The sequence below is a fragment of the Streptomyces atriruber genome, from assembly GCF_001418325.1.
Taxonomy (GTDB): Bacteria; Actinomycetota; Actinomycetes; order Streptomycetales; family Streptomycetaceae; genus Streptomyces; species Streptomyces atriruber.
In genome coordinates this window covers 1-25988 of record NZ_LIPN01000056.1, presented here as the reverse complement: position 1 = coordinate 25988, position 25988 = coordinate 1, and the positions used below count along the sequence as shown (strand labels likewise).

Sequence of the window (25988 nt, the reverse complement as noted above, 5' to 3'; positions counted from 1 at the left end):
ACCGACGTCATGCCCCGCCCCCTCAAGTACGCCCACCCGTTCACGTACTGGGACTACCGCCAGCTGGGCTTCCCCAAGAACCGCGGCATGCGCATCGACCTGGTCTACGGCAACGAGCCGTTCGCGAAGGCCGTCTCCGATTCGTACGTGGACCGTGAGGAGCGCAAGGGCAAGGGCGCGTCCGACCACGCACCCGTCGTGGTCGACCTCGACGTCTGAGGGGCCGGGGCGGGGACGGCGTCAGGGCGCGAGCAGGCGCAGGTCCACCGACTCCGCCAGCGCGGCGAGGCCCGTGTCGCCCGGATGCAGATGGTCCCCGCTGTCGTAGGCGGGGAGGATCCGCGCCGGGTGCGCGGGATCCCGCAGCACCGCGTCGAAGTCGAGCACGGCGTCGAAGTCGTCGCCGCCCCGCAGATAGGCGTTGACGGCCTCCCGCTGCGCATTCGCGGCCGCCGTGCACAGGGACTCGCCCTCGCACGGCGCGATCGTCGCCGCCACGGTCCGCAGCCCGCGCGCCCGGGCACGGTCCGCGACCTCCCGCAGCCCGGCGATCACCTGGTCCGCCGAGGCGCCCCAGCGCACGTCGTTGACCCCTTCGAAGACGACGACGGTGCGCGCCGACGTCTGGGCGAGGACGTCGCGGTCCAGGCGGTGCAGGGCGCTCACGCCGCCGGTGTCGGTGGAGACGCCGTCCCCGGGGTAGCGGTCGGCGACCACGCGGTTCGCGGAAATTCCCTGGTTGAGCACGCCGTACTGCGGGACGTCGGACTGGTTCAGGAGCCGCGTCGCAAGGACGTTGGGCCAGCGCCGGTTGGCGTCCTGCGTCGACTTCACCCCGTCGGTGATCGAGTCGCCGAGGAGCACCACGGACCCGCGCCCGCCGCTGACGTCGACGCCCGTGAGCAGCGGCCACGTCGTGATCGTCGAGGTGTACGCCGCCGGGGAGCCGTCCGCCGCGTGGTCGCCGGGATCGCTGACGTACGACCGCTGGATGGCCTGGCTGTGCACGGGCGCCGCCACCACGGGGTCGGGCAGGTGGAAGCTGACCAGGAGGTTCGCGTCGGCCGGCACATCGAAGTCGAGGGGGTCGCTGAACGCCTGGGCGCCCGCCGGGAGCTCCGTGCCCCGAGCACCGCGGAAGGACAGCCGCCGCGGCTCGCCCCGCGCCCCGGCCCCGGACGCCTGCACCGCCACCGTCGCGCTGCCGATCCGCACCGGGGTCGCCGCGAAGGTGTTGTCGAGCCGGATGCGCACCCGCGGTCCGCCCGTGCTCGTGTGCACGACGAGCCGCACCGTCCGGTCGGCCCAGGGCCCCACCGCCGCGTAACCCGCGGTCGACGCCGACCAGGTGCCCGTCCAGCCCTTCGTCCCGCCCCGCACCGACAGGGCGAACACATGCAGGTCCGGGGCGCCCGGGTCGCGCGGCAGGGTCACCGAGGCGACCTCGCGGCCGCGGGCCAGCGGCACCGTCACCACGTACAGCCGTGCCTTCTCGGCGAGTTGGCCGCCGGGCGTGTTGATGTGCGGCAGGGCGACGGACTTGGTGGCGAGCGGACCGGCGCGCCAGTCCGGCGCGGTGAGCCGGTAGCCGCCGCGTGAGCCGTCCCGGTAGCGGACCGTGCCCGTGCCGCTCGCCTCGCCGCCCGTGCCGGCGACCAGGAAGGCCAGGGCGTCGCCGCGGCCGTGGACCCGCACCGACTGGCCGTCGGCGCGCACGTTGTCCGGCGTGCCCGGCGCGGTGCGCGGCCAGCTGAGACGGGCCCCGTCAACGGCGAGCGACCGCCCGGGAGTCCAGCCCGCGGCGGTCAGGTCCCGGGCGGACAGGGAGCCGCCCGTACCGTCGAAGTCCGCGTCGCCGGGACGGGTGTCGTCGCTGACCGCGCGGTTGTCGAAGAGCCGCTCCAGGGGGAGCGGCCCGGGTCTGTGCGGTGCCGCGGCCTGCGCCGAAGTCACCGGCACCAGACCGGTGAACAGGGCGAGCACGGCGGCCGTTCCCCAGATACGTCGGCGCACGACAGTCCCCTCCCGCGTTGGCAGATGCGCCATGAAGCTAAGGAGGCGCGGGAGGCGAGTCAATGAGGGACGCGTGAACACGACGCGAACTCACCGGAAGGGAAGCGGGGGCGTCAGCGATCCGCCGACACCAGCCCCTTCTCGTACGCGATGATCACCAGCTGCACCCGGTCCCTGGCGTCGAGCTTCGCCAGGAGCCGGGTCAGATAGGTCTTCGCGGTGGCGACGCTCAGACAGAGCTCCGCGGCTATCTCGGTGTTCGAGAGGCCACGGCCCACCAGGGTCAGCACCTCGCGCTCGCGGTCCGTGATGCCGGAGATCGCCACCTCGCGCGGCGGCGCTGACTCGGGGCGCCCCGCGAACTCCTTGATCAGGCGGCGCGTGACGCTCGGCGCGATCAGTCCGTCGCCGGTCGCGACGGTCCGCACGGCAGCCAGGATGTCGTCTAGGGCCATGTCTTTGACGAGGAATCCGGCGGCACCGGCGCGCAGCGCCCCGTACACGTAATCGTCGTCGTCGAACGTGGTGAGGATGACGACGTGCGCGGGCGCGGCGCCCGACGTGATCTGCCGGGTCGCCTCGATGCCGTCCACGCCCGGCATCCGGATGTCCATCACCACGACGTGCGGGCGCAGTTCGGCGCAGAGCCGGACCGCCTCCTCGCCCGACGCGGCCTCGCCCGCGACCTCGATGTCCGGGGCCTCGGTGATGACCATGCTCAGGGCGGTGCGGACGAGGGGCTGGTCGTCGACCAGCAGGACGCGGATCGTCACCGGGCACCCGCCGTGACCGGCACCGGCAGCCGGGCGCTCACCCGGAAGCCGCCGCCCGGGCGTGCGGCGGCGCTGAACTCGCCGTGCAGCAGGGCGACCCGTTCGCCCATGCCGACCAGGCCGAATCCGGTGCCGCGGGCGGGCGCGGCGCCGCCCCTTCCGCTGTCCTCGATCTCGATGACGAGCTCCTCTGCGCGGTAGTCCACGGACACGGTGCAGGACGCGACGCCCGCGTGGCGCACCACGTTGGTGACCGACTCCTGGATGACGCGGAACGCCGACAGGTCGATGTCCGCGGGCAGCGGCCGCCGTTCGCCCCGCCACACCACGTCGACGCGCACCCCGGCGGCCGTCGTCGACGCGGCCATCCGATCCACGTCGGCGAGTCCCTCGGCGGGCCCGCGCGGCACCGGTTCCCGCTCCCCGTCCGGGCCCTGGCCCGGCTCGCTCTCCCGCAGTGCGACCAGCATCCGCCGCAGCCCGGCCAGCGTGTCCCGGCCCGCCTTCTCCACCGCGGTCATCGCCTCGCGCGCGCCCGCCGGCTGGGTCTCGACGACCCGGGCCGCCGCGCCCGCCTGCAGGGCGATGATGCCGATGCTGTGCGCCACCGTGTCGTGCATCTCCCGGGCGATGCGCAGCCGTTCGGCGGTGACGGCCTGCGCGGCGGCCTGCTCGCCGAGCTGCTCCGTGTAGGCGCGGGTCCGGCTCACCGAGTTGCCGACCAGCCAGGCGACGGCGGCCGTCAGCACGAAGGTCTGCCAGTCCGACCAGCTGGAGGTGATGGTGTGTTCGAGGCGGAGGGGGAGTCCGAGCAGTTGGCGCAGGAACGCGTATCCGGGCAGCACGCAGAGGGCCAGGGCGACGGCGGTGGTGTGGTCGCGGCGCGTGCCGGTCGCCACGACGTAGCCCATGGCGATGTCGACCGCCGCGTACTGCAGGAACCCGATGTTCGTCTCGCCGATCGCGAGGGTCGCGGTGAACGAGGCGACGATCAGGAGGCCCAGCGACACCAGGGGGCGGCGGCTCAGCAGCCGTCCCGCGGCCAGCGCCGTCCCGACGGCGGCGGCCACGAGCAGCCACTGCCACGGCCTCGGTCCCGGCTCCGCGCTCGTCGGCAGCCACGAGACGCCGAGGTCGTCGCGCACGCCGAAGGCCATGCCCAGGCACCAGGACACGGCCACCCACACGCCGGGCGGCGCGTGCTTGAGCAGGGGGAGCGGCGGGGTGGCTGACATGCGCAGATCGTAGCCAGAGCGACTCGTACAGGGAATCGATCCACGGGTGTACAACCACGGTCGACAGCCGCTCGGGGAAGTGTCGGCCTCGGCCCGACGACGCGCACGGGCCACGCACGGCACCGTGAACCCCGTGATCGAAGTCAATGAACTGACGAAGCGATATGGCTCCAGGACCGCGGTGAACGCCCTGACCTTCCGGGTGCGTTCGGGCCTGGTGACCGGCTTCCTCGGCCCGAACGGCGCCGGGAAGTCCACCACCCTGCGCCTGATCCTCGGCCTCGACGGCCCCACCGGCGGCTCCGTCACCGTCGCGGGGCGGCCGTTCCGGGAGCGGGCGCGCGGCCTGCGCGACGTGGGCGCGCTCCTCGACGCGGGCGACGTGCACGGCGGCCACACCGCGCAGGCCCACCTCGGCGTGCTCGCCCGCAGCAACCGCATCCCGCGCACCCGCGTCGACGAGGTCCTCGCGGAGGTCGGCCTCACGGAAGCCGCACGGCGCCGTGTCGCGGGCTTCTCCCTCGGCATGCGGCAGCGCCTCGGCATCGCCGCCGCGCTCCTCGGCGACCCTCCGGTCCTGCTCTTCGACGAACCGCTCAACGGCCTGGACCCCGAGGGCGTGCGCTGGGTCCGCGGGCTGTTCCGGCGGCTGGCCGCCGAGGGCCGCACCGTGTTCGTCTCCAGCCACCTCATGTCCGAGATGGAGCACACCGCCGACGACCTGGTCGTCATCGGCCGCGGCGAGCTCATCGCCGCGGAGAGCCTCGACGCGTTCGCGGGCCGCTCCGGACGCCGCACCGTCGCCGTGCGGACGCCCGACGCGCCCGCGCTGACACCGCTGCTGACCGCCGAGGGCGCGTCGGTGGGCGCCGACGCCGACGGGCGGCTCGTGGTGAGCGGTCTGGACGCGCCCCGCATCGGCGAACTCGCCCTCCGCCACCGGATCCTGCTGCACGAACTGACCACGCGGACTGCCTCCCTGGAGGAGGCGTTCATGGAACTGACCGCCGACAGCCTCGAATATCCGACACTCGAACGTCCGACACTCGAACGTCCGGCATTCGAATACCCGACAGGAGAACCGCGATGACCCGGTCGACCGATCCCCGGTTCGGCGACCTCGTCGCCGCCGAATGGCTGAAGTTCCGTTCCCTGCGCTCCACCGGCTGGTCGCTGCTGATCGCCGGGCTCGCCGTCCTGGCCATCAACGCCGGTACGGCGTACGACACCTACCGCTACTGGGCGGAGGACGGTGAGTCCGACGGGGCCCGCTTCGTGCGCGACGGCATACCGCTGCAGGAGGCGTTCACGGCGAACGCCGCGCTGACCCTGATGCTCTCGGCGGGGGCCGTCGGCGCCCTCTCGCTGGTCGCTGAGTTCCGGACCGGGCTGATCCGCACGACGTTCGCGGCCGTGCCCGCCCGGCGCCCGCTGATGGCGGCCAAGGTCACGGTGATCACCGTGGTCATGACCGTCTTCGGCGCGGTCGTCGCGGGCGCCTCCTTCTGGCTGACCCAGGCCATCCTGTCCGGCCGGGGCGTCGGCGTCCCGATCGGCCACCCCGGAGCGTGGCGGCTCGTCATCGCCTCCGCGCTGCTCGCGCCGGTGTCCGCGCTGGCCGGGACGGCGCTCGGCGCGCTCCTGAGGCACGGCGGCACCACGCTGGTCGCCACCTTCGTGCTCCTGCTCCTGCTCCCCATCGCGCTCAGCGACGACCGGTACTGGGCGGCGGTCCTCGACCACACGATGCCGTACGAGGCGTGGCTGCGACTCACCGAGACGGGCGCCGTCGACTCCGGCCACCCGTGGACCGCCACGGGCGCGTGGCTGGTGCTGGCCCTCTGGCCACCGGCCGCGGCGACCGCCGCCGTCCTCACGGTGGACCGCCGCGACGTCTGAGCGGCGCGCCCCGGCGACCGGTCACGAGGCCGCACCGGCGCACCGTCAGGCGCGGACCACCACGGCGTACGAGCCGACACCGAGCAGCTGGTGGCCGGGGATGCGGGCGCCGCGCGAGCTGAGCAGGGTGTCGATGCGGCCGGACTCCGGGTCGAAGGCGACGTCGGTGAGGGTCCCGACCGCGTCGCCCAGCTCCGTCAACAGGCGCTTGCCGAGCAGGTCCTGGCTCCCGGCGGAGTCCGTGGACGCGAACCGGGCCATCGAGGCCGCCCCGATGACCACCGCGTCCGGCCCCACCGCGTGCACGTCCGCCCAGGCCACGACGTCGGCGCCGCCCTTGACCCCGTCCAGCCGGACCGCGGTGATCAGGGCCTCTTCCGGTGCGAGGACGAGGCCCGCCACCGTGCCGACCTGCGCGGCGTCCGCCGAGCTGACGACCGGGCGGCCCACGGCCTGACTGAGCAGCATCATGAGGTCCGCTCCTCACCCGCGGCGCCGGGCACGCGCGGACCACGCGGACCGGAGAGCCGCTTGCGCCACAACGCGGTGGCCAGCTCACCGAGTTCCTCGACGGCGTGCTCGGTGTCCTGTGCGGGAACCAGCAGCGTGTCGCCGGTCAGGGCGGGCCGTCCGCCGAGCGGCAGGAAGACCTTGCGCCCGCGGCGGCCCAGCGCCTCCGTGGAGGACATCTCGACGCCGACCACCCGCCCCTCGCAGCCCGCCTCGACCACCACGTCCAGCACGGTGCCCACCTGCACGCCACGGTCCGTCAGCACGCGCGCCCCGCGGACGAGTCCGCCGGACGCCTCCTCCCAGGAGGCGACGGCGGACTTGCCCTCGAGCACCTCGGCCGACGTGATCATCACGGCGTCCACGCCCAGGGCGTGCACAGCGGCCCACGGCAGGCTCTTGCGCAGCGGGCCGGACAACAGCCCCCGGCCGGCCAGCGTGAATCCGGCGATGCGGCCGCCCGCGCCGTCGAGCACGACATCCTTGACCTGGGCCACGGCTTCGCCGCCCAACGTGACCACCGGACGTTTCGTGAGGTCACCGGCCGACATCAAGGCCGCGGGGACGGACGCCGTCACCGGACCCGCCCCCGCTTGGGCCGCCGACCGCGTCGCACCACGATCACGCCCCCGCTGCGCCGCCGGGCCTGCACGCCGACCACCGCGGCCACCAGCAGAACCACCACGACGAGCGAGGCGATCACATACGCCCACCAGTCCATCGTCCACCTCCCGGAGCGACCAGGACCGAACCCATGGGGACCGGATACCCCGTGGCGGCGAACAGTCACCCGGCTCCCGGGGCCGCCCGGCTAGCGCGCGAGCTCCGCCCGGATGGTCTTGCTGGTCGCGTCGAGGCTGACCGTCACCACCCGGGCCAGGTGCTGGACCATGGGCCAGCCGAACCCGCCGGTGTCGCCCGCGAGATCGGGCGCCCGCTCCTGCGGGGGCCGTGGGTCCGCGTCGGAGACGGCGACCGTGATGACGTCCCTGCGGGCCTGCAGGCGAAGGGAGCACAGGGTGCCGCGGGCGTGCCGGACCACGTTGGTGACGAGTTCGGAGACGACCAGTTCGATGCTCGACGCGTTCTGGTCGCCCACCTCCGGGGAGAGCCCGGCGACGAAGGCACGGGTGATGTCCCGTGCGTGGGCGACCGCTTCGGGTCTCTTGTCGAACGTGGCGGTTTGCGGCGGTCGGGTGAGCGGTGCGCGCTGCGTCCGCATGAGACTCCTCCTTGCTCGGGACGGCTGTCCCGAGAGGAACGCCTGCCCGAAGATTGGCGGGTTCAACGCCCCCGTTCCCGGCCGATACCCGCCGCGCCCGCCTCAGGGGCGCCCCCGCCAGTCCATGCACACGATCATGGCGTCGTCGTCGGCGTCTATGGGGCCGCGGTGGCCGGAGAGCTCGTGGAGCACCGCGCGCGGCACCTGGGAGGGCGGCAGGAGCCGGGTGCTCGTCATCGCCCGGGTCAGGGCGCGCTCGCTGTAGCGCTCGCCGGTCGGTGACGCCACGTCGTAGACACCGTCGCTGACGAACAGCAGCCGGTCGCCGGGTTCGGCGCGGAAGCGCTCCGCGGCGTAGGGCGTGTCCTCGGACATGCCGAGCGGCAGCTGCGCGTCCAGCTCTATGGGCTCGGCCCTGCCGCCGCGCACGCGCCACATCCTCGGGGAGCCCGCGTCGATGATCTCCGTTTCTCCCGTGGTGAGATCGAAGCACAGGAGCAGCATGGAGAGATGGACGGCGCCCTGGTAGTGGCCGTAGACGGCCTGGTCGGCCAGGCAGGCCTGGTCGCTGAGCGAGAGCCCGGCCCGGCGGGCGTTGCGCAGCGCGTTGACGGCCAGGTTGGTCAGGAGCGCGGCCTCGATGCCCTCGCCCATGCCGTTGGTGACGGTGAGGGTGAGCCGGTCGGCGGAGGTCGACCAGTCGAAGTTGTCGCCGTGGATCGCGTACGCCGGTTCGAGCTGGGCGCCGATGTCGTACTCGGGGCGGGAGCAGGACCGGCCCGGTAGCAGCTGCCACTGCATTTCGGCGGCGAGGGTGAGCCGGTCGGCGCGCCGCGCCTGGAGGTAGAGGTCGGTGTCCCGCTCGGCCACGACGATCTCGTGACCGAGGACCTCCGCGATGTCGCCGAGTTCGCGTACGACCGCGGCGTCGCAGGCCTCCGGGGGCAGTCGGACGCTCAGGATGCCGATGCGGTCGCCGCGCACGCTCACCGGGAGGTGGACGGTGACGGGATCGCCGTGGGCGGCGGCCTCGACGTGCGGTTCCTGTGCGCCGAAGGCACGGCCGGCCGGGCTGGTGTGGACCGCCACGGGTGCTGCCGTGTGCGGAAGCGCGTTGACCGGTTGGAGTATGGTCATCGCGTAGTCGGCCATGAGCAGGTCGACCGAGCAGGCTGTGTACCGCCGGATGAGCGCGTCCCGCACTGTTTCGAGAAGAGCGTGCGGTGCGGATTTGCGCAGGGCGCGTTCCACAGCCGTGAATCTGTCCACTTGTTGGGTACCACCTGTTCCGGTTCGGGTCGGGAGTTGTGGGAAGGGGCCGAGCGTCCGCCATGCCTCAGCGACTGACAGGGCCCTTGCGAAGTGTCACAGTTGAGGCCATGAACTCCGAAGCTTCCGTCAGGGACGATCAGGGTGCGGCCACGCATGCTGCCCGGGAAGTCATCGAGCTGCTCGAGGTGCTGTGGAGCAGGGGCAGGGACATCGCCCCGACGGCACCCGTGTCGTCCTCACAGCTGAGGGTGCTGTACGTCCTGGACGGCGCTCAGGGCATCAACCTGCGGACGCTCGGAGAGTTCCTGGGATCGGCGCCGTCTTCGGTGAGTCGTATGTGTGACCGCCTTCATGCCCTGGGCTTCATCGAGCGATCTCTCAGTTCAGCCAGTCGCCGCGAGCTCGAACTGCGCTTGTCGAGCCGGGGAGAAAATTACCTCAACGAACTGCGCGCCCGGCGCGAGAGTGGGTTGTTGGACGCTATTTCGGCGATGCGGCCGGCGGAGCGCACCGCCCTGGTGAAGGGTCTGAGCGGCTTTCAGCGGGCTGTGGAGGACACTGTTCCGGGGCGCCTCCGGGCGCACGACGACGCGGTCGATACCGCTTGAAGCACAGCCCGGCCGGGCTGTGCGGCGCGTGCGGTGACCGTTCACCCCGCCACGAGGGTTTACTCCCGGCACACCCAGGTACTCGCGAACGTCCAGCAGCCGACTCGGTCCGGCCGTCCGCCTTCGAAGATCGCGCACCTCGGCTAACATTTGCCGTGCGGCAACAATTGCTAAGGTGGATGGAATGAACTCCAGTGAGTCCGAAGCCCGGTTGCGCGTCAGCGCCGCCCTGCGCGAGCAGGGGGAGAAGGTGGCCGACCGTTGGGTGGCGCTCCAGTCGGAACAGGCGGTCCTGGAGACCGGCGTCACCGAGGCCGAGCTGAACGAAGAGGCCGACTCCTTGGTCGAGGCGCTGCTCGCCGGCCTCGAAACCGACCTCCCGGCGCAGGACGTGGTGGCCTCGCACCCAGGGCTGCGCCAGTGCGTCACGGATCTGTCGCTGCGCCGCGCCAGAGGCGGGGCGACCCCCACGGCGACCTCGCAGGCGGTGCTGACGCTCAAGGAAGCGCTGCTGGAGGCGGTCCAGGAGGAGACGCGGGACGTGGCCGCGCTCTATCACGCCGCCCTGTTCATCAACCGGTTGCTCGACACGGCGGGCGCCATGTCCTTCGACATCTACGTGGAAGGGCGCGAGGAGATCATCCGGCGGCAGAGCCGCCAGCTCCTGGAGGTGTCCACCCCGGTGGTGCGCCTGTGGGACCACGTGCTCGCCGTACCGCTGATCGGGACGCTCGACACGACCCGGACGCAGGTCGTGATGGAGAACCTGCTGGAGGCCATCGAGCGGGACGAGGCGCAGGTCGCGATCATCGACATCACCGGTGTGCCCACGGTGGACACCGCGGTCGCGCACCACCTGATGCAGACGGTCAACGCCGTACGGCTGATGGGCGCCGACTGCGTGATCAGTGGCATCCGCCCGCCGATCGCGCAGATCATCGCGCAGCTCGGCATCGACCTGTCGGCCATCCTGACGCGGGCGACGCTGGCGGACGCACTCGCCGCGGCCATCCCGCTGCTCTCGGACCACCAGACCCAGCGTGCCTCGCTCGCGGATGCGCGGTGACCGGCGGCTTGAGCGGGGTTCCGATCCTGCGCCTCGGTGATGTCCTGGTCACCGGCCTGCTCAACGAACTCGACGACAAGGCGGCCGTCGCCTTCACCGAGGAGCTGACCGAGCGCATCGTCGCCGACCGGGCGCGAGCGATCCTCATCGACATCTCCCGGCTCGAGATCATCGACTCGTTCGTGGCCCGCACGCTGATGGAACTGACCACGACGGCACGGCTGCTCGGCGCCCGGGTGATAGTGGCCGGCATGCGCCCGGCCGTCGCCATCACCCTGGTGGAGCTCGGCCTGCAGCTGTCCGGTGTGGAGACCACCCTCAACGCGGAGCAGGGCATGATCGCGTTGGGTTGGCAGCCGGCTCCTCAACCCCCAAAGGGGGCCCGTGTTGTCCCTCTACGGTGACCTCGACAAGACCACCACACTCCCTGCCCCCACACGTTCCGGGAGCACCACGGAGAGCGAGCCCCGCACCGTCCACGCCATCCGCTCCGAGGAGGACCTGCTGACCGTGCGGCACGCGGTGCGGGACGCCACGCAGCGGGCGGGCTTCGGGCTGGTGGACCAGACGCGCATCGTCACCGCCGCCAGTGAACTGGCCCGCAATGCCTACGTGCACGGCGGGGGCGGCACCCTCTCCCTGGAGGACGTCCGACAGGGCGAGAGGCGAGGGCTGCGGCTCACGGTGAGCGACGAAGGACCGGGCATCGCCGACATCGACCAGGCCTTCGCCGACGGGTACACCACCGGCGCCGGACTGGGGCACGGCCTGGGCGGCGCCCGCCGTCTCATGCACGAGTTCGAGGTGCGGTCCGCGCCGGGCCTCGGCACCACCATCACGGCCCTGCGCTGGAACGAACGACGATGAACACCGGTGCGACGGCACGGACTCTGCACATCGACATAGACCACCCCAGCGCTGTGCAGAGCGCGGCCGACCACGCCCGCTCGCTCGCCACCGCCTGCGACATGCCCGGGGCGCTGCCCGACCAGGCAGCCGTCCTGGCGAGCGAGCTGGCCAGCAACATCATCAAGCACGCCCGCAACGGCGCCCTCTTCGTCCAGCGCTCCCCCCTCGCCGGCGGCATGGACGTCATCGCCGTCGACAGCGGACCGGGCATGCCCGACATCGGACTGAGCCTCAGGGACGGATACAGCACCACCCGAACGATGGGCGCGGGGCTGGGCGCCGCACGCCGGATCGCCACGGACTTCGCCATCCGCTCCGACACCGGCCTCGGCACGCTCGCCCACGCCCGCCTGGCCCCGCCGAAGGCCCCGGGCTCCCCGGCCGCCACGGGAGCGCTGTGCCTGCCCGCCGACGGGGAGCAGACGAGCGGCGACGGATACGCCGTCGCCGAACAGGACGGCGTACGGACCGCGTTGGTCATCGACGGCCTCGGTCACGGACCCGAGGCGGCCGCGGCCACCCAGCGCGCCGAGCGCACCTTCCTCGCCCACCCCCACGCCCCGCTGGCCGACATCCTCACCGCGCTGCACAAGGCACTTCGGCACACGCGCGGCGCCGCGGTCGCCGTCCTGCGCGTCGCCGCCGGACGCGCCGAGTACTGCGGAATCGGCAACGTCCGAGCGGTGACGCTGTCATCCGAAGGCGTCAAACACCAGCTCACGGGGCAGGCGGGGATCGTCGGATACACCCTGCCCACGCCGAGGAGCCGCTTCGTGGACCTGCCTCAGCACACCAGCGTCGTCCTGCACACCGACGGAATCGACCACCGGTGGGCCTACGCCCCCACCGCCGCGCGCCTCACCCTGCCCCCGACGCTCCTCGCCGCCTCGTTGGCCCACACGCACCGGCGCCGCCGCGACGATGCCACCGTCCTCGCTCTTGGCCCCCACCTGGGAATGAGATGACCCGCGAAACCGTCCGCACGCTCGCGGCGCTGCGGCACACCGTACGAAGCATCGCCCTGGGACACCGGCTGCCCGCCGACGAGCGCGCCCGCCTGGTCCAGTCGCTGACCGAGGTGGCCGCCCCCGTCCTCGTGGGCGGCCGTCCCGTCACCCTGCTGAGCGGGCGCGGCACCGACGAGGACGGCGCGCGCCTGCTGACGCTCGCGCTGCGCCTGCCGCGCCAGGCCTCCGGCGCGGCGGTGGCGACGGACCGCCTGCCACTGAGCGCGCAGACCCGGTCCGACGGCACGGTCGTGTGGCACCTGCCCCTGCCCGAGGGGCAGCCCGCGAGCCGCCCCCAGGCCACGCCCGCCGCGGCGACGCGCAACAGCGACGCCGACATCGCGCTCCTGGAGGAGGAGCTCCGCGCGGCGCTGGCCCGCGCCGACGCCCTCGCCGACGAGCACCGCAGGCTCAAGGACGAGCTGGCCGAGACCAACAGCGGCGTCCTGGCCCTGTACGTACAACTCGAAGAGCGCGACGAACAGCTGCGGACCGCGCACGGGCGCACCCTGCGCGCCCTGGAGGACGCGCTGCGCCCCAGGCCGCTGCACGTGGACGGCCTGGAGCTCGCGGTGCACTACGCCCCGGCCAGCGACGAGGCGCCGACCGGCGGGGACCTGTACGACTGGTTCACCCTCCCGGACGGAACCGTCCACTTCACCGTCGTCGACGCACTCGGGCACGGCATCACCAGTACGCGCACCGCGCTCACCGTCACCCACGCGGTGCGCACCCTCGCCCTCGAAGGCCACCCGCTGGAGACCATCGTCGCCCGTACCGACGGCATCCTGGCGCCCTTCGACCAGAGCGTCATGGCCACGCTGCTGCTGGCCCGGCTCGACCCGGCGGACGGCCGGCTCGACCTGGCCAACGGCAGCCACCCGCCGGCCCTCCTCGCCCACGGCGACGGCACCGCGACCCATCTGGAGGTGCGCGGCCGGGGCGTCGGTTTCCCCCTGCCCGGCAGCGAACGCGTCCTGTCCACGCGGCTGGAGCCCGACGACGTGCTGCTGCTCTACACCGACGGCCTCACCGAGAGCCGCAGGGACCCGTGCGAGGGAGAGGCCCGGCTCAAGGACGCCCTGTGCAGGCACCGTGCGCAGCCGACCGAGCGGATCCCCGGACTGGTGGCGGAGGAGCTGGTCAGTGACGTGCTCCACCGGGACGACACCCTGGCGATCGCCGTGCGACGCACGGGAGAGGCCCCACAGCTCCGCCACCCTCCGGAGCCTCAGAAGTAGGGTGATTCGCCCGATTCCGTGATCAACTGATGCAAGATACATTCTTGAAAAAGGGACACGGAGAGGCCGATCATGAACATCCCGTTCCTCGACAAGTGGCGCAGGCGGCACTCCACGACGGACCGGGCCGAGGGGCTCGCGGCCGTGTTCGAGGAGGATCCGGACGGCGTCGCCGAACTGCTCTCCGAGTGTGAGCTGCTGCGCTCCCAGGCGAGCGCCGCCGGGCTCGAACTCGACGACTCCCCGGCGTCGTTGGCGGCCCTCGACCAGCTCCTGCCGCGCTGGCGCGACGATCCCGAGCTGCTGCCGTGGCTCGGCAACGACGCGGGTCTCTATCTGGGCACCGTCGTGGTGCGGACGGTGCCGGGCGCGACCTGGCACGTGTGGCCCGGCGGCAGTCCGGTCGTGCGGCTGAAGACCGGCCGGGACATCCAGGTCGTCGAGGCGGGACTCGACTGGGCGGTGCACGGCGCGCCCGAGCTTTCGCAGGTCTACGGCGAGGCATCCGAGACATAGCCCGAATTGCCTCAAATACGGTTAATGCCCATAAGTGCGTGTCGTCCAGTAAGTCCCGTTTCCACGTGGATAGTTTGCGCGGACGAACACAGCTGAGAGTGGGCAGGTCTTGCCATGGCCGTCGATCCGTTGATCGAGCTGCGTGATGTGAACAAGTACTACGGAGAGCTGCACGTCCTCCAGGACGTCAACCTCACCGTCGGCAAGGGGGAGGTGGTCGTGGTCATCGGCCCTTCGGGGTCGGGCAAATCGACACTGTGCCGGACGATCAACCGGCTCGAGACCATCCAGTCGGGAGAGATCAGACTCGACGGGCGGCCGCTGCCCGACGAGGGGAAGGCGCTCGCGAGGCTCCGCGCCGAAGTCGGCATGGTCTTCCAGTCCTTCAATCTCTTCGCGCACAAGACCGTTCTCCAGAACGTCGCCCTGGCGCAGATCAAAGTGCGGGGACGCAAGAAGGACGAGGCGGAGAAGCGCTCCCGCGAACTCCTGGAGCGCGTGGGCCTGTCCGCGCACGCCGAGAAGTACCCGGCGCAGCTCTCCGGCGGCCAGCAGCAGCGCGTGGCCATCGCCCGCGCGCTCGCCATGGACCCCAAGGCGCTCCTCTTCGACGAGCCGACCTCGGCCCTCGACCCCGAGATGATCAACGAGGTCCTCGAAGTCATGCAGCAGCTCGCGCGGGACGGCATGACGATGGTCGTCGTCACCCACGAGATGGGCTTCGCCCGCTCCGCCGCCAACCGCGTGGTCTTCATGGCCGACGGCCGCATCGTCGAGGACCGGACCCCCGAGGACTTCTTCACCCACCCGGAGAGCGAGCGCGCCAAGGACTTCCTCTCCAAGATCCTCAAGCACTGACGGGGGGACGTGCTCGTGAAGCGACACACCACGCGTGACACCACGCAGCGCGGCATGCGTACGGCCGTGCGGACGACACGCCTGCTCGCCGTGCTCGCGGTCGCCGCCTGCGCCGCCGCCGCGTGCGGCAAGGAAGGCAGCCCGCCCACCAAGGGCCCCTCGGCCGAGGAACTGCCGAAGTACCAGGTGGCGACCGGTTTCCGGCTGCCCGACTCGGGGACCTGGCGGAAGGCGAAGAACCGCGGCCGCTTCGTGGTCGGCGCCAAGGAGGACCAGCCCTACCTGGGCGAGAAGGACCCGGCTAGCGGCGCCTACTCGGGCTTCGACATCGAGATCGCCAAGATGATCTCGGCCTCGCTCGGTCTCGACCCCAAGAAGATCGAGTACAAGACCATCGCGTCGGCCAACCGCGAGACCGCCCTGCAGAACGGGCAGATCGACTACTACGTCGGCACCTACACCATCAACGACAACCGGAAGAAGCTCGTCGGCTTCGGCGGCCCGTACTACATGGCGGGTCAGGGGCTGCTGGTGCGCACCGACGAGGAGGACATCCAGGGTCCGCAGGACCTGGCCGGCAAACGCGTCTGCTCGGCCGCCGGATCCACCCCGTACCAGCGGATCCAGAAGGACTACCCGAAGGCCACCCTCGTCGCCTACGACACCTACTCGATCTGCGTCGACAACCTGCTGACCTATCAGGTCGACGCCGTCACCACCGACGACGCGATCCTGATCGGCTACGCGGCCAAGGCGCCCGACGAACTCAAGGTGGTCGGCAAGCCGTTCTCCGAGGAGCCGTACGGCATCGGCGTGCCCCGGGGCGACAACGCCCTCAGGTTCGCCGTCGACGACGCCCTCGCCGCCCGCGAGAAGAACGGCGACTGGAAGAAGGCCTACGACGCCACCCTCGGTCTCTCCGGGGTCCCGGCGCCGAAGCCACCCGCCATCGACCGCTACCCGGCGAGCTGAGGAGGCGTCGTGGACGTACTGACGGACAACTTCTCCACGTTCGGCGAGGGCTTCCTCGGCACCGTCGAACTCACGGTCTACGCCTCGCTCCTGGCCCTCGCCCTCGGCTTCGTCATGGCGTCGTTCCGCGTCGCGCCCGTCGGATCCTTCCGGGCGTTCGGCACGGTGTGGGTCACGGTCCTGCGCAACACCCCGCTGACACTGCTCTTCTTCGCGGTGCTGCTCGGGCTGCCGCGCTTCGGCCTCGTGCTGCCCTTCAAGGTGTTCGCCGTGCTCGCCCTGGGCTGCTACACCTCCGCGTTCATCTGCGAGGCGCTCAGATCGGGCATCAACACGGTGCCCAAGGGGCAGGGCGAGGCGGCCAGGAGCCTCGGCATGAGCTTCGGCCAGACCCTGTCGACGGTCGTGCTGCCGCAGGCCTTCCGGTCCGTCATCGCGCCGGTCGGCTCCAACCTCATCGCGCTCGCCAAGAACTCGGCGATCGCGGGCGCGTTCAGCGTCACCGAGCTGCTCGGCACGTACAAGACGCTCAGCGAGCTGGGCTACAACATCATCTGGACGTTCGTCTGGATCGCCCTCGGCTACCTCATCATCACCCTCGCCATCAGCGCGATCTTCAATGTCCTCGAGAAGCGCTGGGGAGTCGCCCGATGAAAGCCCTCTCCCACGATTCGACCGCCCTTTACGACATCCCCGGCCCCAAGACCGTGCGCCGGCACAAGCTGTACGGGGTGGTCTCCACCCTGGTCGTGCTCGCGCTCATCGGGTGGATCCTGTACCTGCTGTTCGACACCGACCAGTTCACGTCGACCAAGTGGACGCCCTTCGAGTACAAGGGCATCCAGGAGCTCCTCCTGCGCGGCCTCGGCAACACGCTCAAGGCCTTCGCCATCTCCGCGGTCCTTGCGCTCGCGCTCGGCGGCCTGCTCGCCATGGGGCGGCTCTCCGACCACCGCCCGGTGCGCTGGGTGGCCACGCTGCTCGTGGAGTTCTTCCGCGCGATGCCGGTCCTGGTGATGATCTTCTTCGTCTTCGTGGCGCTGAAGGTGCAGCCGCTGCCCGCGCTGGTCGCCGGACTCACGCTCTACAACGGCTCCGTACTCGCCGAGGTCTTCCGATCCGGCGTCAACTCCGTCGAGAGGGGGCAGCGGGAGGCGGCCTACGCGCTCGGAATGCGCAAGACACAGGTCATGGGACACGTCCTCGTACCGCAGGCCGTGCGGGCCATGTTGCCCGCCATCATCAGCCAGTTGGTGGTGGCCCTGAAGGACACCTCGCTCGGATATCTGATCACCTACGAGGAGTTCCTCCATGCCGGGAAGCTGATCGCGTCGAACCTCGACTACGATTTGCCCTTCATCCCCGTTGTCATGGTGATCTCACCGATCTACATCGGGATGTGCATGTTGCTGTCGTGGTTCGCCCAGTGGGTGTCGAAGCGGCAGCGGCGCAATCCCAAGACCGAGGCCGCTGACGTGGCCCCGGCCGAACCAGGGACGCTGCTGCCCGGTACGCAGTAGCCAGTAGGGCCACGCCCACCCGGCAGCAGCCGGTGATCACTGCTCGCGCAGGGGTACGGACACGTATGACGGGTCCGTCTCCGGCGAGGAGAAGGTCAGCTGCGCGCCGGACGGGTTGTGCTCGATGTAGAGCGGGTCGACCGTGTCGACGACCAGGGCGAGCCTGTGCCCTGCCGGTACGTCGTAGGCCGTGGAGAACAACTCCAGGTCCACGCCGAACGGCTTGCCGGGCGTCTTGCCGTGGAAGGTGTACGGCGCGTTGCTGACCAGCTTGCCGAGGCCGAGCGGGCCCACGTCGTAGAGGTATGCGACGAGGGTGCCGCTCTCCTTGGTGCTGGAGAGCGTGGTGTGCAGCTTCGTCGTCCCGCGCACCTGCTGCGGTGCGTCGTACCGCTCGGACTGCCAGACGCCCGCGTAACGGCGCGGCAGCAGGGGCATCGAGGCCACCGGCGGGAGCTTGAAGAACTGGTCCAGGGCGTTCGACAGGATGGCGATGCCGCCGTTGGCGCCCGAGTCGACGTTCGCGCGGATCGTGGTGGTGCCGGACATGGCGATCTTCTTGCGGGTCGGGCCGACCGACTTCCAGTCCGGGTAGCCCTCGTAGTCGCCCGTCGAGCGAGGCTTGAGCTGGACGGGCTGCTCCTTGTCGATGCCGTTGTCCTGGCCCTTGAGGTAGTGGTCGAACCACCGCTGGGTGTTGGTCCAGGTGTCGTTGGGCAGGCCGAGCAGGCCGGTCGCCTCGGCCGTCGCGTGGTCGCCGGGGCGGAACTCCAGGCGCTTGGGGCCGGTCAGGCGCTCGTAGAACGTCGCGTACTGGTTGGGCGGGAAGAGCGTGTCGCCCCAGGCGTTGCCCAGCATGATGGCCGCGCCGTTCTCGTTGATCCGGTCGAGGTAGGTCGCGGGGGAGCGCTTCTTGCCCCACGCGATCATCTCGTCCTCCTTGTCCAGGTTGGATCCGAGGAAGTCCTTGAGGGTCTGCTGGAGCTCGGCGCTCGGGCGGCCCGTGAGCGCGCCCGCGCCGCCGAGCAGGGCGGCGGCCTGGAAGTGCTGGGTGCGTCCGCTGTAGATCGAGTCGATCAGGTCGCCCCAGCCGCTCATCGCGGCGACGGCCTTGATCCGCTTGTCGTGCCCGGCGGCCAGCAGGCTGATGCCCGCGCCGTAGGAGACGCCCGCCATGCCGACCTTCGCCGGGTCGGCGGGGGTGTTCTCCAGGGTCCAGTCGATGACCTTGGAGGCGTCCGCGATGTCCTCGGGGCCCGCGGTCTCGATCTCGCCGCCGGACTGCCAGAAGCCGCGCGAGTTGTAACTGACCACGACATAGCCGGAGTCCGCGAGCTTCTGGGCCTGCGCGACGTACTCGATCTGGGGCATGGCCCAGCTGGTGGGCAGCACGATGGAGGGGTACTTCACGCCCGCCTTCGCGCCCTTCGGGGTGAAGACGTTGGCCTTGAGGACCGTGCCGCCGTCGCCGGGGATGTCGACGAAGCGCACGTCGGCGGAGCGTGCGTCGGCGGTGCCCGCGGCCCGCGGCCCGGCGGCCGGTGCCGCCTGCGCCGCGGGGGCCAGGCCGAAGGCGGCCCCGGCGACGAGGGTGGCCGAGACGGCGCCCACGGTGGTCGTGCGCAGGACGCGGTGCGGGTGCGAGTGGCTCACGGGTCACTTCCTCACTCGTTGAAAGTGCAAAGTGACCCGACGGTAACCGCGAACCTTTACCGGGGGTAACCCGTCGGTAAGTTACGCCCCGGTAACGATCGTTGAAGTGTGCACGGTTACTTCAGCGCGCTCTTCGCCTGCCAGTCCGACCAGGAGATGTTCCACTCGCCGTAGCCGTTGCCCGGGTCCGGGACGCCCTTCGAACCGCTGCCGGTGACCTCGAAGGGGTCGCCTATCTGGGCCTGGTGGTAGAGCCAGCCCGCGTCGCCGTCGCTCATGCCGACGCAGCCGGAGCTGTGGTTGGTGTTGCCGAAGTACGAGGCGTTCCACGGGGCCGCGTGCGCGTACATGCCCGACCAGGTGAGCCGCATCGAGTAGTCGACCATCTTGTCGTAGGCGTCGCCCAGGCCGACGGTCTCGGAGCGCATATTGATCGTGCCCTCCTTCGACATCAGGACCGAGGTGCCGCCCCAGGACGCCTTGTCGCCGCCCGGGGTGCCCGCCGACATCGGCAGCGACTTGACGGTCTTGCCGTCGCGCGTGAGCGTCGCCGTCTTGCTGTCCAGGTTCACCTTGACGACCTGGCTCCTGCCGACGGTGAAGTTCGTCGCGTAGTCGCGCACGAACCAGTCGTCGCCGCCCGAGTCGATGCCGTTCAGGCGGGCGTCCAGCTTCACCTTCGTGCCGGACTTCCAGTACTCCTTGGGCCGCCAGTCGACGCGGTCCTTGCCGTCGTAGTTCTTGATCCAGCCCCAGGAGCCCTCGGTGTTGTTCGAGGTGCTCACCTTCAGGTGCTTCTCGACCTCGGCCTTGTTGCGCACCGGGTTGTCGAAGGTGATCGACAGGGGCTGGGCGATGCCGACGGTGGTGTTCTTGCCCGGGGCCAGGGTCACCTTGTTGACCTTGTCGGGCGCGGCCGTCTTGAACGACGACTTCGCGCTGCCGCCCTCGGCGGTGATCGCCTCGACCTTGTAGGCGGTGCCGGGCGCCGCCTTGCGCTCCGAGGTCCAGGTGGCGCCATTGGCCGACACCTTGCCGGCCAGCTCGGTGCCCTTGTCGTCGGCGACCGTGACCTTCTTCAGCTTGCCGTCCGCCAGGCTGACCTCGACGGGCTTGCCCGCCTCGGCCCGCTGTCCGGAGAGGTTCACCTTGATCTCCGGCTTCTCGGCGGCCTCGGCGGCGGACGAGTCGCTGCCGCCCGAGCAGGCGGTCAGGGCGGCGGCCAGCGCCGCCAGGCCCGCGGCCGCCGCGTGGCGGGTGCGAAGGGGGCGTCGGCGGCTGGTGGAGCTCTGGGGGGTCAAGGAACGTACCTCCGTGCGAATGTGGAACTGCACGGAGAGAGTCCTGAACGCGGCTTCAGGTTGCCCGATGTGCGGAAATTGCCTGCCAGGTCACAGAAGGTCCCCGACGGTGTCGGCGCATGGTGATCGCGGTGTCACTTGGCGCGATGGGAGCTCCGGGCCGACGGCGTGGGGATCGGGGTCTGGGCGGCGCGCGTCACCTCCGCGACGAGCTCGACGACGTCGGGGCCGTACGCCTGCGAATTGACGACCTTCAGGAGCAGGACGAAGGAGTTGTTGCCGTGCTTGCGGGCGAGCTTCTCGTGGTGGCGGGCCAGATAGCGGGTGGCCGCCTGGCTGGTGACCGCGCGCTGGCCGCAGAAGAGGAAGACGGGTCTCGCCTCCTGGCCCTGGTCGGCGGTGAGGCGGGCGAGGATCACGTACTCCGTGAGACCGGCCTCCAGGCGGTAGCGCTCGCTGCCGATCTGGAAGGCGCCGCGGTCGGGTATCGGCTCCGGTTCCGTGTTCACCCGGACGCCGGGCAGCAGGGAGTGCATGTGCGCGGCCATCCGGCGGTTGGCCACCGGGTTGCCCACGCAGAACTCGGTGCGCTCGCCGAAGCCCTGCTGGGCCGCGTCGTGCGCGACGACCTGGGCGTGCGCCCCGCACTCCTTGATCACCGCGGCCAGCTCGATGAGTGCGAACACGTCCTGGCGCACCACGGTCAGCTCGGGGCCGCCCGCGTCGCGGTTCACCACCAGCAGCGACTCGGAGTTGTCGGGCAGCCCGAAGAAGGCCTGCTTGCGGCGGAGCCTGCGCTTCCACAGATAGCCGCGGGTGAGCCAGCCAAGGACGGCACTGATGCCGACCGCGATCAGGCCGAGGACGAGGTTGCGCACGTCTTCAGTCATGGGGGCGCATGCTAGCGGGCCGCCGGACCCGTGTTCGAGGAGGTCCTTACGCGGTGGGCGACTCGAAGTTACGCTGCGCAGACGGTTGTTGACAGGAGGTACGAATGCGTCGCGCTGTCGTACGGAATCTGACGCTATTGGCGGTCGGAGGGGTATTGGTGTCGGTCGGTGCGGCCGCGCCCCCTTCGCCTACGCGCTCAGCGGAACCGGCTTCCGCACATCCTGCGTCCGCACACCCGGCGGGCCGGGCCCCGGACGGCAGGACTCCCGACAAGGTGCCGGTCGCCGTCGGCCACGGCGGCGCCGTCGCCAGCGTCGACCCGGACGCCTCGGCGGCCGGCATCGAGGTCCTCAAGAAGGGCGGCAACGCCGTGGACGCGGCCGTCGCCACCGCCGCCGCGCTCGGCGTCACCGAGCCGTACTCGTCCGGCGTCGGCGGTGGCGGCTACTTCGTCCACTACGACGCGAAGACCCACAAGGTCAGCACCATCGACGGCCGCGAGACGGCCCCGCGCACCGCGGACTCCGGGCTCTTCCTGGAGAACGGCAAGCCGATCCCCTTCGCCGACGCGGTCACCAGCGGCCTCGGCGTCGGCACCCCCGGCACGCCCGCCACCTGGCAGTCGGCGCTGGACTCCTGGGGCAGCAAGAGCCTGCGCAGCCTCCTGAAGCCCGCCGAGCGCCTCGCGCGCGACGGATTCACGGTCGACCCGACCTTCCGCGCGCAGACCGAGTCGAACGAGAAGCGGTTCAGGGACTTCCCCGCCAGCGCGAAGCTGTTCCTGCCGGGCGGCAAGCTGCCGGAGGTCGGCTCGACGTTCAAGAACCCCGACCTGGCGCGCACCTATCAGGAGCTGGGCCGCAAGGGCGTCGGTGCGCTGTACCGGGGCGATCTCGCCGAGGAGTTCGTGCGGACGGTGAACAAGCCGCCGGTCGACCCCGCGGCGGACCGCAAGGTGCGGCCGGGCGACCTCTCCGTCAAGGACCTCCGGGCGTACGCGGTCAAGCGCCAGGCCCCCACCAAAACCTCGTACCGCGGCCTCGACGTGTACTCCATGGCGCCCTCCTCCTCCGGCGGCACGACCGTCGGCGAGGCGCTCAACATCCTGGAGCGCACGGACCTCTCCAAGGCGTCGAAGGCGAAGTACCTGCACCGCTACATCGAGGCCAGCCGCATCGCGTTCGCCGACCGCGGGCGCTGGGTGGGCGACCCCGCCTTCGAGGACGTACCGACGAAGGAGCTCCTCTCGCAGCGGTTCGCCGACTCGCGGGAGTGCCTGATCAAGGACACCGCGGTGCTGAAGAGTCCGCTCGCGCCCGGCGACCCGCGCCACCCCGAGGCGTGCGGCAAGGGCGACGAGGCGGCCCCGACGACGTACGAGGGCGAGAACACCACGCACCTCACGGCCGCCGACAAGTGGGGCAACGTCGTGGCGTACACCCTCACCATCGAGTCGACGGGCGGCAGCGGCATCACCGTCCCGGGCCGCGGCTTCCTGCTCAACAACGAACTCACCGACTTCTCCTTCGCGCCCGCCGATCCGGCGGTGCACGACCCGAACCTGCCGGGGCCCGGCAAGCGGCCGCGCTCCTCGATCTCCCCGACGATCGTGCTGAGGCACGGCAAGCCGGTGGTGGCCCTCGGGTCGCCGGGCGGCGCGACCATCGTCACGACCGTCCTGCAGACGCTGACGGGCTTCGTCGACCGCGGCCTTCCGCTGGTCGACGCGATCGCCGCGCCGCGCGCGAGCCAGCGCAACGCCGCACAGACCGAGCTCGAACCGGAGCTGTGGAACAGCCCGTTGAAGGGTTCGCTGGAGTCGATCGGGCACTCCTTCAAGCAGAACCCGGAGATCGGCGCGGCCACGGGCGTGCAGCGGCTGCCGGGCGGGAAGTGGCTCGCGGCGGCCGAGAAGGTCCGCCGGGGCGGCGGCTCGGCCATGGTGGTGAGCCCGGAGAAGTGAGACCGGGCCGGGGGCCGTACGGCTGTAACGGCTGTACGGCCCCCGGCGGAGTCGGCGCCGTCAGGCGGGCGACGCCGCGCAGTTCTGCTCCAGCTCGTTCGCGGCCCAGCGGATCGGCGACTCCGGGTCGTCGTGCAGGTACCGCAGGGCGGGCAGCGCCGCGCGGACGGCGGCCAGCTGGGCGTCGCCGCGGCCGCCGCGGGCCTGGCGCACGTCGGCGAGGTCCGCGATGAGCAGCAGCAGCGTGCTGCGGGACCTGTTGTCCGGGTCCGTCATCAGGTCGACCAGGAACGGGATCGCGGGGACCGCGGCCGTCGAGGAGGCCTCCTTGGAGACCAGGAGCCGGTAGAGGTCGTGGACCGCGTCCATGGCCGTCTTCTTGTCGTCCGAGGCGACCTTGCCGATCAGCTCCGGGACCATGTGGCCGGGCCCGCGGGCGGTCCACAGGGATCCCCAGTCGACGCCGTCCAGGCGCAGCTGGAGGTCGCGGTGCGGCCACAGCTTGGCCAGGTCCAGGGCGAGCGCGGAGGTGCCGTGCCCGTCGGTGACGCGCAGGGTGCCGTCCGCGTCGAGTCCGAGGAACCTGATGCCGGTGCCCAGGCGCAGGCCGGCCACGGCGTCGGACTCCAGGTCCCAGATGCGGACCAGGCCGTCGGCCCATGCGGCGGCGAACGCCGGGCCGGTCTCCAGCTGGGCGGCGGCGAGGGCGCGGACGGGCGTGGCGCGGCGGTCGAAGGGGATGCGCATCGGCTTGCGGCGGGTGTTCCAGTAGCGGATCACGCCGTGCTCGTCGCCGCTCAGCACGAGGCGCTTGCCGTTGGCCAGTTCGAGGCAGGCGAGCGCGGTGACCGGGGCGCGGTGCAGCGTCAGGACGATCGTCTCGGGGGACTCGTCGTCGGTCTCCAGGACGTGGACCGAGCCGTCCACGTCACCCGCCACGAGGGTCGTTCCGCTCCGGTTGGCGGCCACCGACCGCAGGGTGCCCGGCGCGGGGACGAGCGCGGCGGCGGCGCCGGGCACCGCGGGCGGGGCGCTGTGGCCGCGCATCAGGACGGTCCAGCGGCCCCGGGGATCGGCCTCGCCCGCCGCCAGGGTGACCGGTCCGAGGTCCTCCAGGGGCGCGGGCACCTCGGAGGGCGGGCGGATCGCCTTGTCGCCGGACCAGTCGACGCCGAGGGTCTCGGCGACCGCGACGAGCGCCTCGCGCGTACGGGCGTTGATGACGATCGCGAAGTCGGCGCCCGGCCCGCGTCCGTGCCGCACGACCGCGTCGGGAGCGCCGTACGACAGTGCGTCGGTGCCCATCTCCTGCCAGGGCAGCAGGCCGAGTTCACGGTACGAGGCCGTCAGGCGCCGGACGATCTCCGGGTCGGCGTCGACGACCGCCCTGGGCACCCGCAGCGTCCAGCCGTAGTGCGCCGGCATCCGCTCGAAGGCCAGCTGCATCAGGAACTCCGAGAGCGACCTGCTCTGCACGACCCACTCGCCGCCGACGCTCACGACGACGCGCGGGTCGGGCAGTTCGGCCTCGGCGGCGAGATAGCCCCACGCGTGGCTGTAGTGGTACTCCGACATGAAAACGCAGACGCGTCGGTCGCCGCCCGGCGCCACGAGGGCGCTGTCCGGGGGCAGTTCGAGCTCCGAGATCGTCGGCGGCCACTGCGTGTGGACCCAGTACAGGCGCGGATTGAAGGCGAAGGAGTTGAGCGGGGAGTCCCACCACTCGTTCAGGGCCTGCGGGACGGGCAGCTCCCAGTCGATGCCGTCCGTGCGGTTCTCCCCGCCCCACCGCGAGTGCCCGGGCTCGCCGCCCGGGTCCTCGTAGCCCCACTCCTGCTGCACCGCGTGGAGCAACTCCCAGCGGGGGCGGCCTTGTTGCTGCTGGCGCAGCCGTTCCGCGAACTGTCCGTAGTCGATGATCTCTCGTGTCACCGGAGAAGCGTACGGATGATCTACGTCGGGGAGTGTCCCCGTGGGGTCACAGTGCGGTGAGGATCCTGGGACCGTCCTCGGTGATCGCGACGGTGTGCTCGGCGTGCGCCGCGCGGCTGCCGTCGTTCGTGCGCAGCGTCCAGCCGTCCGGGGCGGGGTGGTAGCCGTCGCCGCCGCCCGCGATCACCATCGGCTCGATGGCGATGGCCATGCCGGGGCGCAGGGGCATGCCGCGGCCGGGTCGCCCCTCGTTCGGGACGCCGGGGTCCTCGTGCATGCGGCGGCCGATGCCGTGGCCGCCGAACCCCTCCGGGATGCCGTACCCCGCGGTGCGGCAGACGGTGCCGATGGCGTGGGCGATGTCGCCGATGCGGTTGCCGACGACCGCCGCCGCGATGCCCGCTTCCAGTGCGCGCTCCGCCGTCGCGATCAGGCGCGTGTCCTCGGGGCGCGGGGTGCCGACGGTGAAGCTGATCGCCGAGTCGCCGACCCAGCCCGCGAGCTCGGCGCCGCAGTCGAGCGAGACGAGGTCGCCGTCGCGCAGGCGGTAGGCGTTCGGGACGCCGTGGACGATCGCTTCGTTGACCGAGGTGCAGAGGACGGCGGGGAAGGGGGTGTGTCGCTTAT

Annotated in this window: 27 protein-coding genes and 1 pseudogene; 15 read left to right on the top strand and 13 right to left on the bottom strand. The window is 71.5% G+C overall.

Annotated features, from left to right (window positions below; all coding sequences use genetic code 11):
• Positions 1 to 219 (top strand): annotated as a pseudogene (locus tag AOK03_RS06430) (exodeoxyribonuclease III); the annotation flags it as partial.
• A gap of 21 nt (positions 220 to 240) precedes the next feature.
• Here the strand turns inward: AOK03_RS06430 and AOK03_RS06425 are convergent.
• The 3 genes from AOK03_RS06425 to AOK03_RS06415 all read right to left on the bottom strand — a co-directional run bounded on the left by AOK03_RS06425 (position 241) and on the right by AOK03_RS06415 (position 4021).
• Positions 241 to 2046, bottom strand: coding sequence for an SGNH/GDSL hydrolase family protein (locus AOK03_RS06425; protein ID WP_055564185.1), 1806 nt, complete (start codon positions 2044 to 2046; stop codon positions 241 to 243).
• Positions 2047 to 2126: 80 nt separating this feature from the next.
• Positions 2127 to 2786: a response regulator gene (locus AOK03_RS06420; protein ID WP_055564184.1), complete on the bottom strand. Its 660-nt coding sequence runs from the start codon at positions 2784 to 2786 to the stop codon at positions 2127 to 2129.
• Positions 2783 to 4021 carry a sensor histidine kinase gene (locus tag AOK03_RS06415; protein WP_055564183.1) on the bottom strand — a complete coding sequence of 413 codons (1239 nt, stop codon included), beginning with the start codon at positions 4019 to 4021 and terminating at the stop codon, positions 2783 to 2785. Before AOK03_RS06415 ends, AOK03_RS06420 begins: the two co-directional genes overlap by 4 nt.
• A 133-nt stretch (positions 4022 to 4154) precedes the next feature.
• On the opposite strand from AOK03_RS06415, the gene AOK03_RS06410 reads away from it, so the two are divergent.
• Positions 4155 to 5111 (top strand): ATP-binding cassette domain-containing protein, encoded by a 957-nt coding sequence (locus AOK03_RS06410; RefSeq protein ID WP_055564189.1) that lies wholly within the window; start codon positions 4155 to 4157, stop codon positions 5109 to 5111.
• Positions 5108 to 5920: an ABC transporter permease gene (locus tag AOK03_RS06405; protein WP_055564182.1), complete on the top strand. Its 813-nt coding sequence runs from the start codon at positions 5108 to 5110 to the stop codon at positions 5918 to 5920. The genes AOK03_RS06410 and AOK03_RS06405 overlap by 4 nt, the downstream gene beginning before the upstream one ends.
• Positions 5921 to 5965: 45 nt before the next feature.
• Here the strand turns inward: AOK03_RS06405 and AOK03_RS06400 are convergent, their stop codons facing one another.
• The 5 genes from AOK03_RS06400 to AOK03_RS06385 all read right to left on the bottom strand — a co-directional run bounded on the left by AOK03_RS06400 (position 5966) and on the right by AOK03_RS06385 (position 8921).
• Positions 5966 to 6391 carry a PRC-barrel domain-containing protein gene (locus tag AOK03_RS06400; RefSeq protein WP_055564181.1) on the bottom strand — a complete coding sequence of 142 codons (426 nt, stop codon included), beginning with the start codon at positions 6389 to 6391 and terminating at the stop codon, positions 5966 to 5968.
• Positions 6388 to 6951, bottom strand: a complete 564-nt coding sequence (locus tag AOK03_RS06395; protein ID WP_244177506.1) for a PRC-barrel domain-containing protein — start codon at positions 6949 to 6951, stop codon at positions 6388 to 6390. Before AOK03_RS06395 ends, AOK03_RS06400 begins: the two co-directional genes overlap by 4 nt.
• Positions 6952 to 7004: 53 nt before the next feature.
• Complete coding sequence (locus tag AOK03_RS43065; RefSeq protein WP_167355582.1) at positions 7005 to 7151, bottom strand: hypothetical protein; 147 nt, start codon at positions 7149 to 7151, stop codon at positions 7005 to 7007.
• A 90-nt stretch (positions 7152 to 7241) separates the two neighbouring features.
• Entirely contained in the window at positions 7242 to 7652 is a 411-nt protein-coding gene (locus AOK03_RS06390) for an ATP-binding protein (RefSeq protein WP_055564180.1), read from the bottom strand.
• A gap of 102 nt (positions 7653 to 7754) precedes the next feature.
• On the bottom strand, positions 7755 to 8921 hold the full coding sequence (locus AOK03_RS06385) for a PP2C family protein-serine/threonine phosphatase (protein WP_055564179.1): 1167 nt from the start codon (positions 8919 to 8921) through the stop codon (positions 7755 to 7757).
• Positions 8922 to 9031: 110 nt separating this feature from the next.
• Here AOK03_RS06385 and AOK03_RS06380 point away from each other — a divergent pair, with 110 nt between their 5' ends.
• The 11 genes from AOK03_RS06380 (at position 9032) to AOK03_RS06330 (ending at position 17621) form a co-directional block, all read left to right on the top strand.
• The gene (locus AOK03_RS06380) at positions 9032 to 9532 is read left to right on the top strand and encodes a MarR family winged helix-turn-helix transcriptional regulator (RefSeq protein ID WP_055564178.1); all 501 of its coding nucleotides are present in this window, start codon (positions 9032 to 9034) and stop codon (positions 9530 to 9532) included.
• A gap of 184 nt (positions 9533 to 9716) precedes the next feature.
• Positions 9717 to 10598 carry an STAS domain-containing protein gene (locus AOK03_RS06375; protein WP_055564177.1) on the top strand — a complete coding sequence of 294 codons (882 nt, stop codon included), beginning with the start codon at positions 9717 to 9719 and terminating at the stop codon, positions 10596 to 10598.
• Between the two features lie 8 nt (positions 10599 to 10606).
• Positions 10607 to 11002 carry an STAS domain-containing protein gene (locus AOK03_RS06370; RefSeq protein ID WP_244177505.1) on the top strand — a complete coding sequence of 132 codons (396 nt, stop codon included), beginning with the start codon at positions 10607 to 10609 and terminating at the stop codon, positions 11000 to 11002.
• A gap of 79 nt (positions 11003 to 11081) precedes the next feature.
• Entirely contained in the window at positions 11082 to 11465 is a 384-nt protein-coding gene (locus tag AOK03_RS06365) for an anti-sigma regulatory factor (protein WP_055564188.1), read from the top strand.
• On the top strand, positions 11462 to 12472 hold the full coding sequence (locus AOK03_RS06360; protein WP_055564175.1) for a SpoIIE family protein phosphatase: 1011 nt from the start codon (positions 11462 to 11464) through the stop codon (positions 12470 to 12472). Before AOK03_RS06365 ends, AOK03_RS06360 begins: the two co-directional genes overlap by 4 nt.
• Positions 12469 to 13755, top strand: a complete 1287-nt coding sequence (locus tag AOK03_RS06355; protein ID WP_055564174.1) for a PP2C family protein-serine/threonine phosphatase — start codon at positions 12469 to 12471, stop codon at positions 13753 to 13755. The genes AOK03_RS06360 and AOK03_RS06355 overlap by 4 nt, the downstream gene beginning before the upstream one ends.
• Positions 13756 to 13827: 72 nt before the next feature.
• A complete protein-coding gene (locus tag AOK03_RS06350; protein WP_055564173.1) occupies positions 13828 to 14271 on the top strand; it encodes a DUF6278 family protein in 444 nt (147 codons plus the stop codon).
• Positions 14272 to 14385: 114 nt separating this feature from the next.
• Complete coding sequence (locus AOK03_RS06345) at positions 14386 to 15129, top strand: amino acid ABC transporter ATP-binding protein (protein ID WP_055564172.1); 744 nt, start codon at positions 14386 to 14388, stop codon at positions 15127 to 15129.
• A 54-nt stretch (positions 15130 to 15183) separates the two neighbouring features.
• Positions 15184 to 16101: a glutamate ABC transporter substrate-binding protein gene (locus tag AOK03_RS06340; RefSeq protein WP_055564187.1), complete on the top strand. Its 918-nt coding sequence runs from the start codon at positions 15184 to 15186 to the stop codon at positions 16099 to 16101.
• A gap of 9 nt (positions 16102 to 16110) precedes the next feature.
• Positions 16111 to 16755 carry an amino acid ABC transporter permease gene (locus AOK03_RS06335; RefSeq protein ID WP_055564171.1) on the top strand — a complete coding sequence of 215 codons (645 nt, stop codon included), beginning with the start codon at positions 16111 to 16113 and terminating at the stop codon, positions 16753 to 16755.
• Positions 16752 to 17621, top strand: coding sequence for an amino acid ABC transporter permease (locus AOK03_RS06330; protein WP_055564170.1), 870 nt, complete (start codon positions 16752 to 16754; stop codon positions 17619 to 17621). Before AOK03_RS06335 ends, AOK03_RS06330 begins: the two co-directional genes overlap by 4 nt.
• Before the next feature lie 36 nt (positions 17622 to 17657).
• Here the strand turns inward: AOK03_RS06330 and AOK03_RS06325 are convergent, their stop codons facing one another.
• From AOK03_RS06325 to AOK03_RS06315, 3 genes are all read right to left on the bottom strand, one after another.
• Entirely contained in the window at positions 17658 to 19274 is a 1617-nt protein-coding gene (locus AOK03_RS06325) for a CocE/NonD family hydrolase (protein ID WP_055564169.1), read from the bottom strand.
• A gap of 116 nt (positions 19275 to 19390) precedes the next feature.
• Positions 19391 to 20575 carry a L,D-transpeptidase gene (locus AOK03_RS06320; protein WP_055564186.1) on the bottom strand — a complete coding sequence of 395 codons (1185 nt, stop codon included), beginning with the start codon at positions 20573 to 20575 and terminating at the stop codon, positions 19391 to 19393.
• Positions 20576 to 20709: 134 nt separating this feature from the next.
• A complete protein-coding gene (locus AOK03_RS06315) occupies positions 20710 to 21465 on the bottom strand; it encodes a hypothetical protein (RefSeq protein WP_167355581.1) in 756 nt (251 codons plus the stop codon).
• A gap of 104 nt (positions 21466 to 21569) precedes the next feature.
• On the opposite strand from AOK03_RS06315, the gene ggt reads away from it, so the two are divergent.
• Positions 21570 to 23429, top strand: coding sequence for a gamma-glutamyltransferase (gene ggt, locus AOK03_RS06310; RefSeq protein ID WP_055564167.1), 1860 nt, complete (start codon positions 21570 to 21572; stop codon positions 23427 to 23429).
• Between the two features lie 60 nt (positions 23430 to 23489).
• On the opposite strand, the gene AOK03_RS06305 is transcribed toward ggt, so the two are convergent.
• Both AOK03_RS06305 and map read right to left on the bottom strand, forming a co-directional pair.
• On the bottom strand, positions 23490 to 25361 hold the full coding sequence (locus AOK03_RS06305; RefSeq protein WP_055564166.1) for a WD40 repeat domain-containing protein: 1872 nt from the start codon (positions 25359 to 25361) through the stop codon (positions 23490 to 23492).
• A 46-nt stretch (positions 25362 to 25407) separates the two neighbouring features.
• Positions 25408 to 25988 (bottom strand): type I methionyl aminopeptidase (map, locus tag AOK03_RS06300; RefSeq protein ID WP_055564165.1); only part of this gene is annotated, 581 nt, incomplete at its 5' end.

Excerpts from the sequence above, each read along its gene's own strand:
- AOK03_RS06425 (WP_055564185.1), bottom strand. The coding sequence starts at position 2,046 with ATGGCGCATCTGCCAACGCGGGAGGGGACTGTCGTGCGCCGACGTATC.
- AOK03_RS06415 (WP_055564183.1), bottom strand. The coding sequence starts at position 4,021 with ATGTCAGCCACCCCGCCGCTCCCCCTGCTCAAGCACGCGCCGCCCGGC.
- AOK03_RS06390 (WP_055564180.1), bottom strand. The coding sequence starts at position 7,652 with ATGCGGACGCAGCGCGCACCGCTCACCCGACCGCCGCAAACCGCCACG.
- AOK03_RS06350 (WP_055564173.1), top strand. The coding sequence starts at position 13,828 with ATGAACATCCCGTTCCTCGACAAGTGGCGCAGGCGGCACTCCACGACG.
- AOK03_RS06375 (WP_055564177.1), top strand. The coding sequence starts at position 9,717 with ATGAACTCCAGTGAGTCCGAAGCCCGGTTGCGCGTCAGCGCCGCCCTG.
- AOK03_RS06340 (WP_055564187.1), top strand. The coding sequence starts at position 15,184 with ATGCGTACGGCCGTGCGGACGACACGCCTGCTCGCCGTGCTCGCGGTC.
- AOK03_RS06405 (WP_055564182.1), top strand. The coding sequence starts at position 5,108 with ATGACCCGGTCGACCGATCCCCGGTTCGGCGACCTCGTCGCCGCCGAA.
- AOK03_RS06315 (WP_167355581.1), bottom strand. The coding sequence starts at position 21,465 with ATGACTGAAGACGTGCGCAACCTCGTCCTCGGCCTGATCGCGGTCGGC.
- AOK03_RS06360 (WP_055564175.1), top strand. The coding sequence starts at position 11,462 with ATGAACACCGGTGCGACGGCACGGACTCTGCACATCGACATAGACCAC.
- AOK03_RS06355 (WP_055564174.1), top strand. The coding sequence starts at position 12,469 with ATGACCCGCGAAACCGTCCGCACGCTCGCGGCGCTGCGGCACACCGTA.
- ggt (WP_055564167.1), top strand. The coding sequence starts at position 21,570 with ATGCGTCGCGCTGTCGTACGGAATCTGACGCTATTGGCGGTCGGAGGG.
- AOK03_RS06400 (WP_055564181.1), bottom strand. The coding sequence starts at position 6,391 with ATGATGCTGCTCAGTCAGGCCGTGGGCCGCCCGGTCGTCAGCTCGGCG.
- AOK03_RS06380 (WP_055564178.1), top strand. The coding sequence starts at position 9,032 with ATGAACTCCGAAGCTTCCGTCAGGGACGATCAGGGTGCGGCCACGCAT.
- AOK03_RS06330 (WP_055564170.1), top strand. The coding sequence starts at position 16,752 with ATGAAAGCCCTCTCCCACGATTCGACCGCCCTTTACGACATCCCCGGC.
- AOK03_RS06345 (WP_055564172.1), top strand. The coding sequence starts at position 14,386 with ATGGCCGTCGATCCGTTGATCGAGCTGCGTGATGTGAACAAGTACTAC.
- AOK03_RS43065 (WP_167355582.1), bottom strand. The coding sequence starts at position 7,151 with ATGGACTGGTGGGCGTATGTGATCGCCTCGCTCGTCGTGGTGGTTCTG.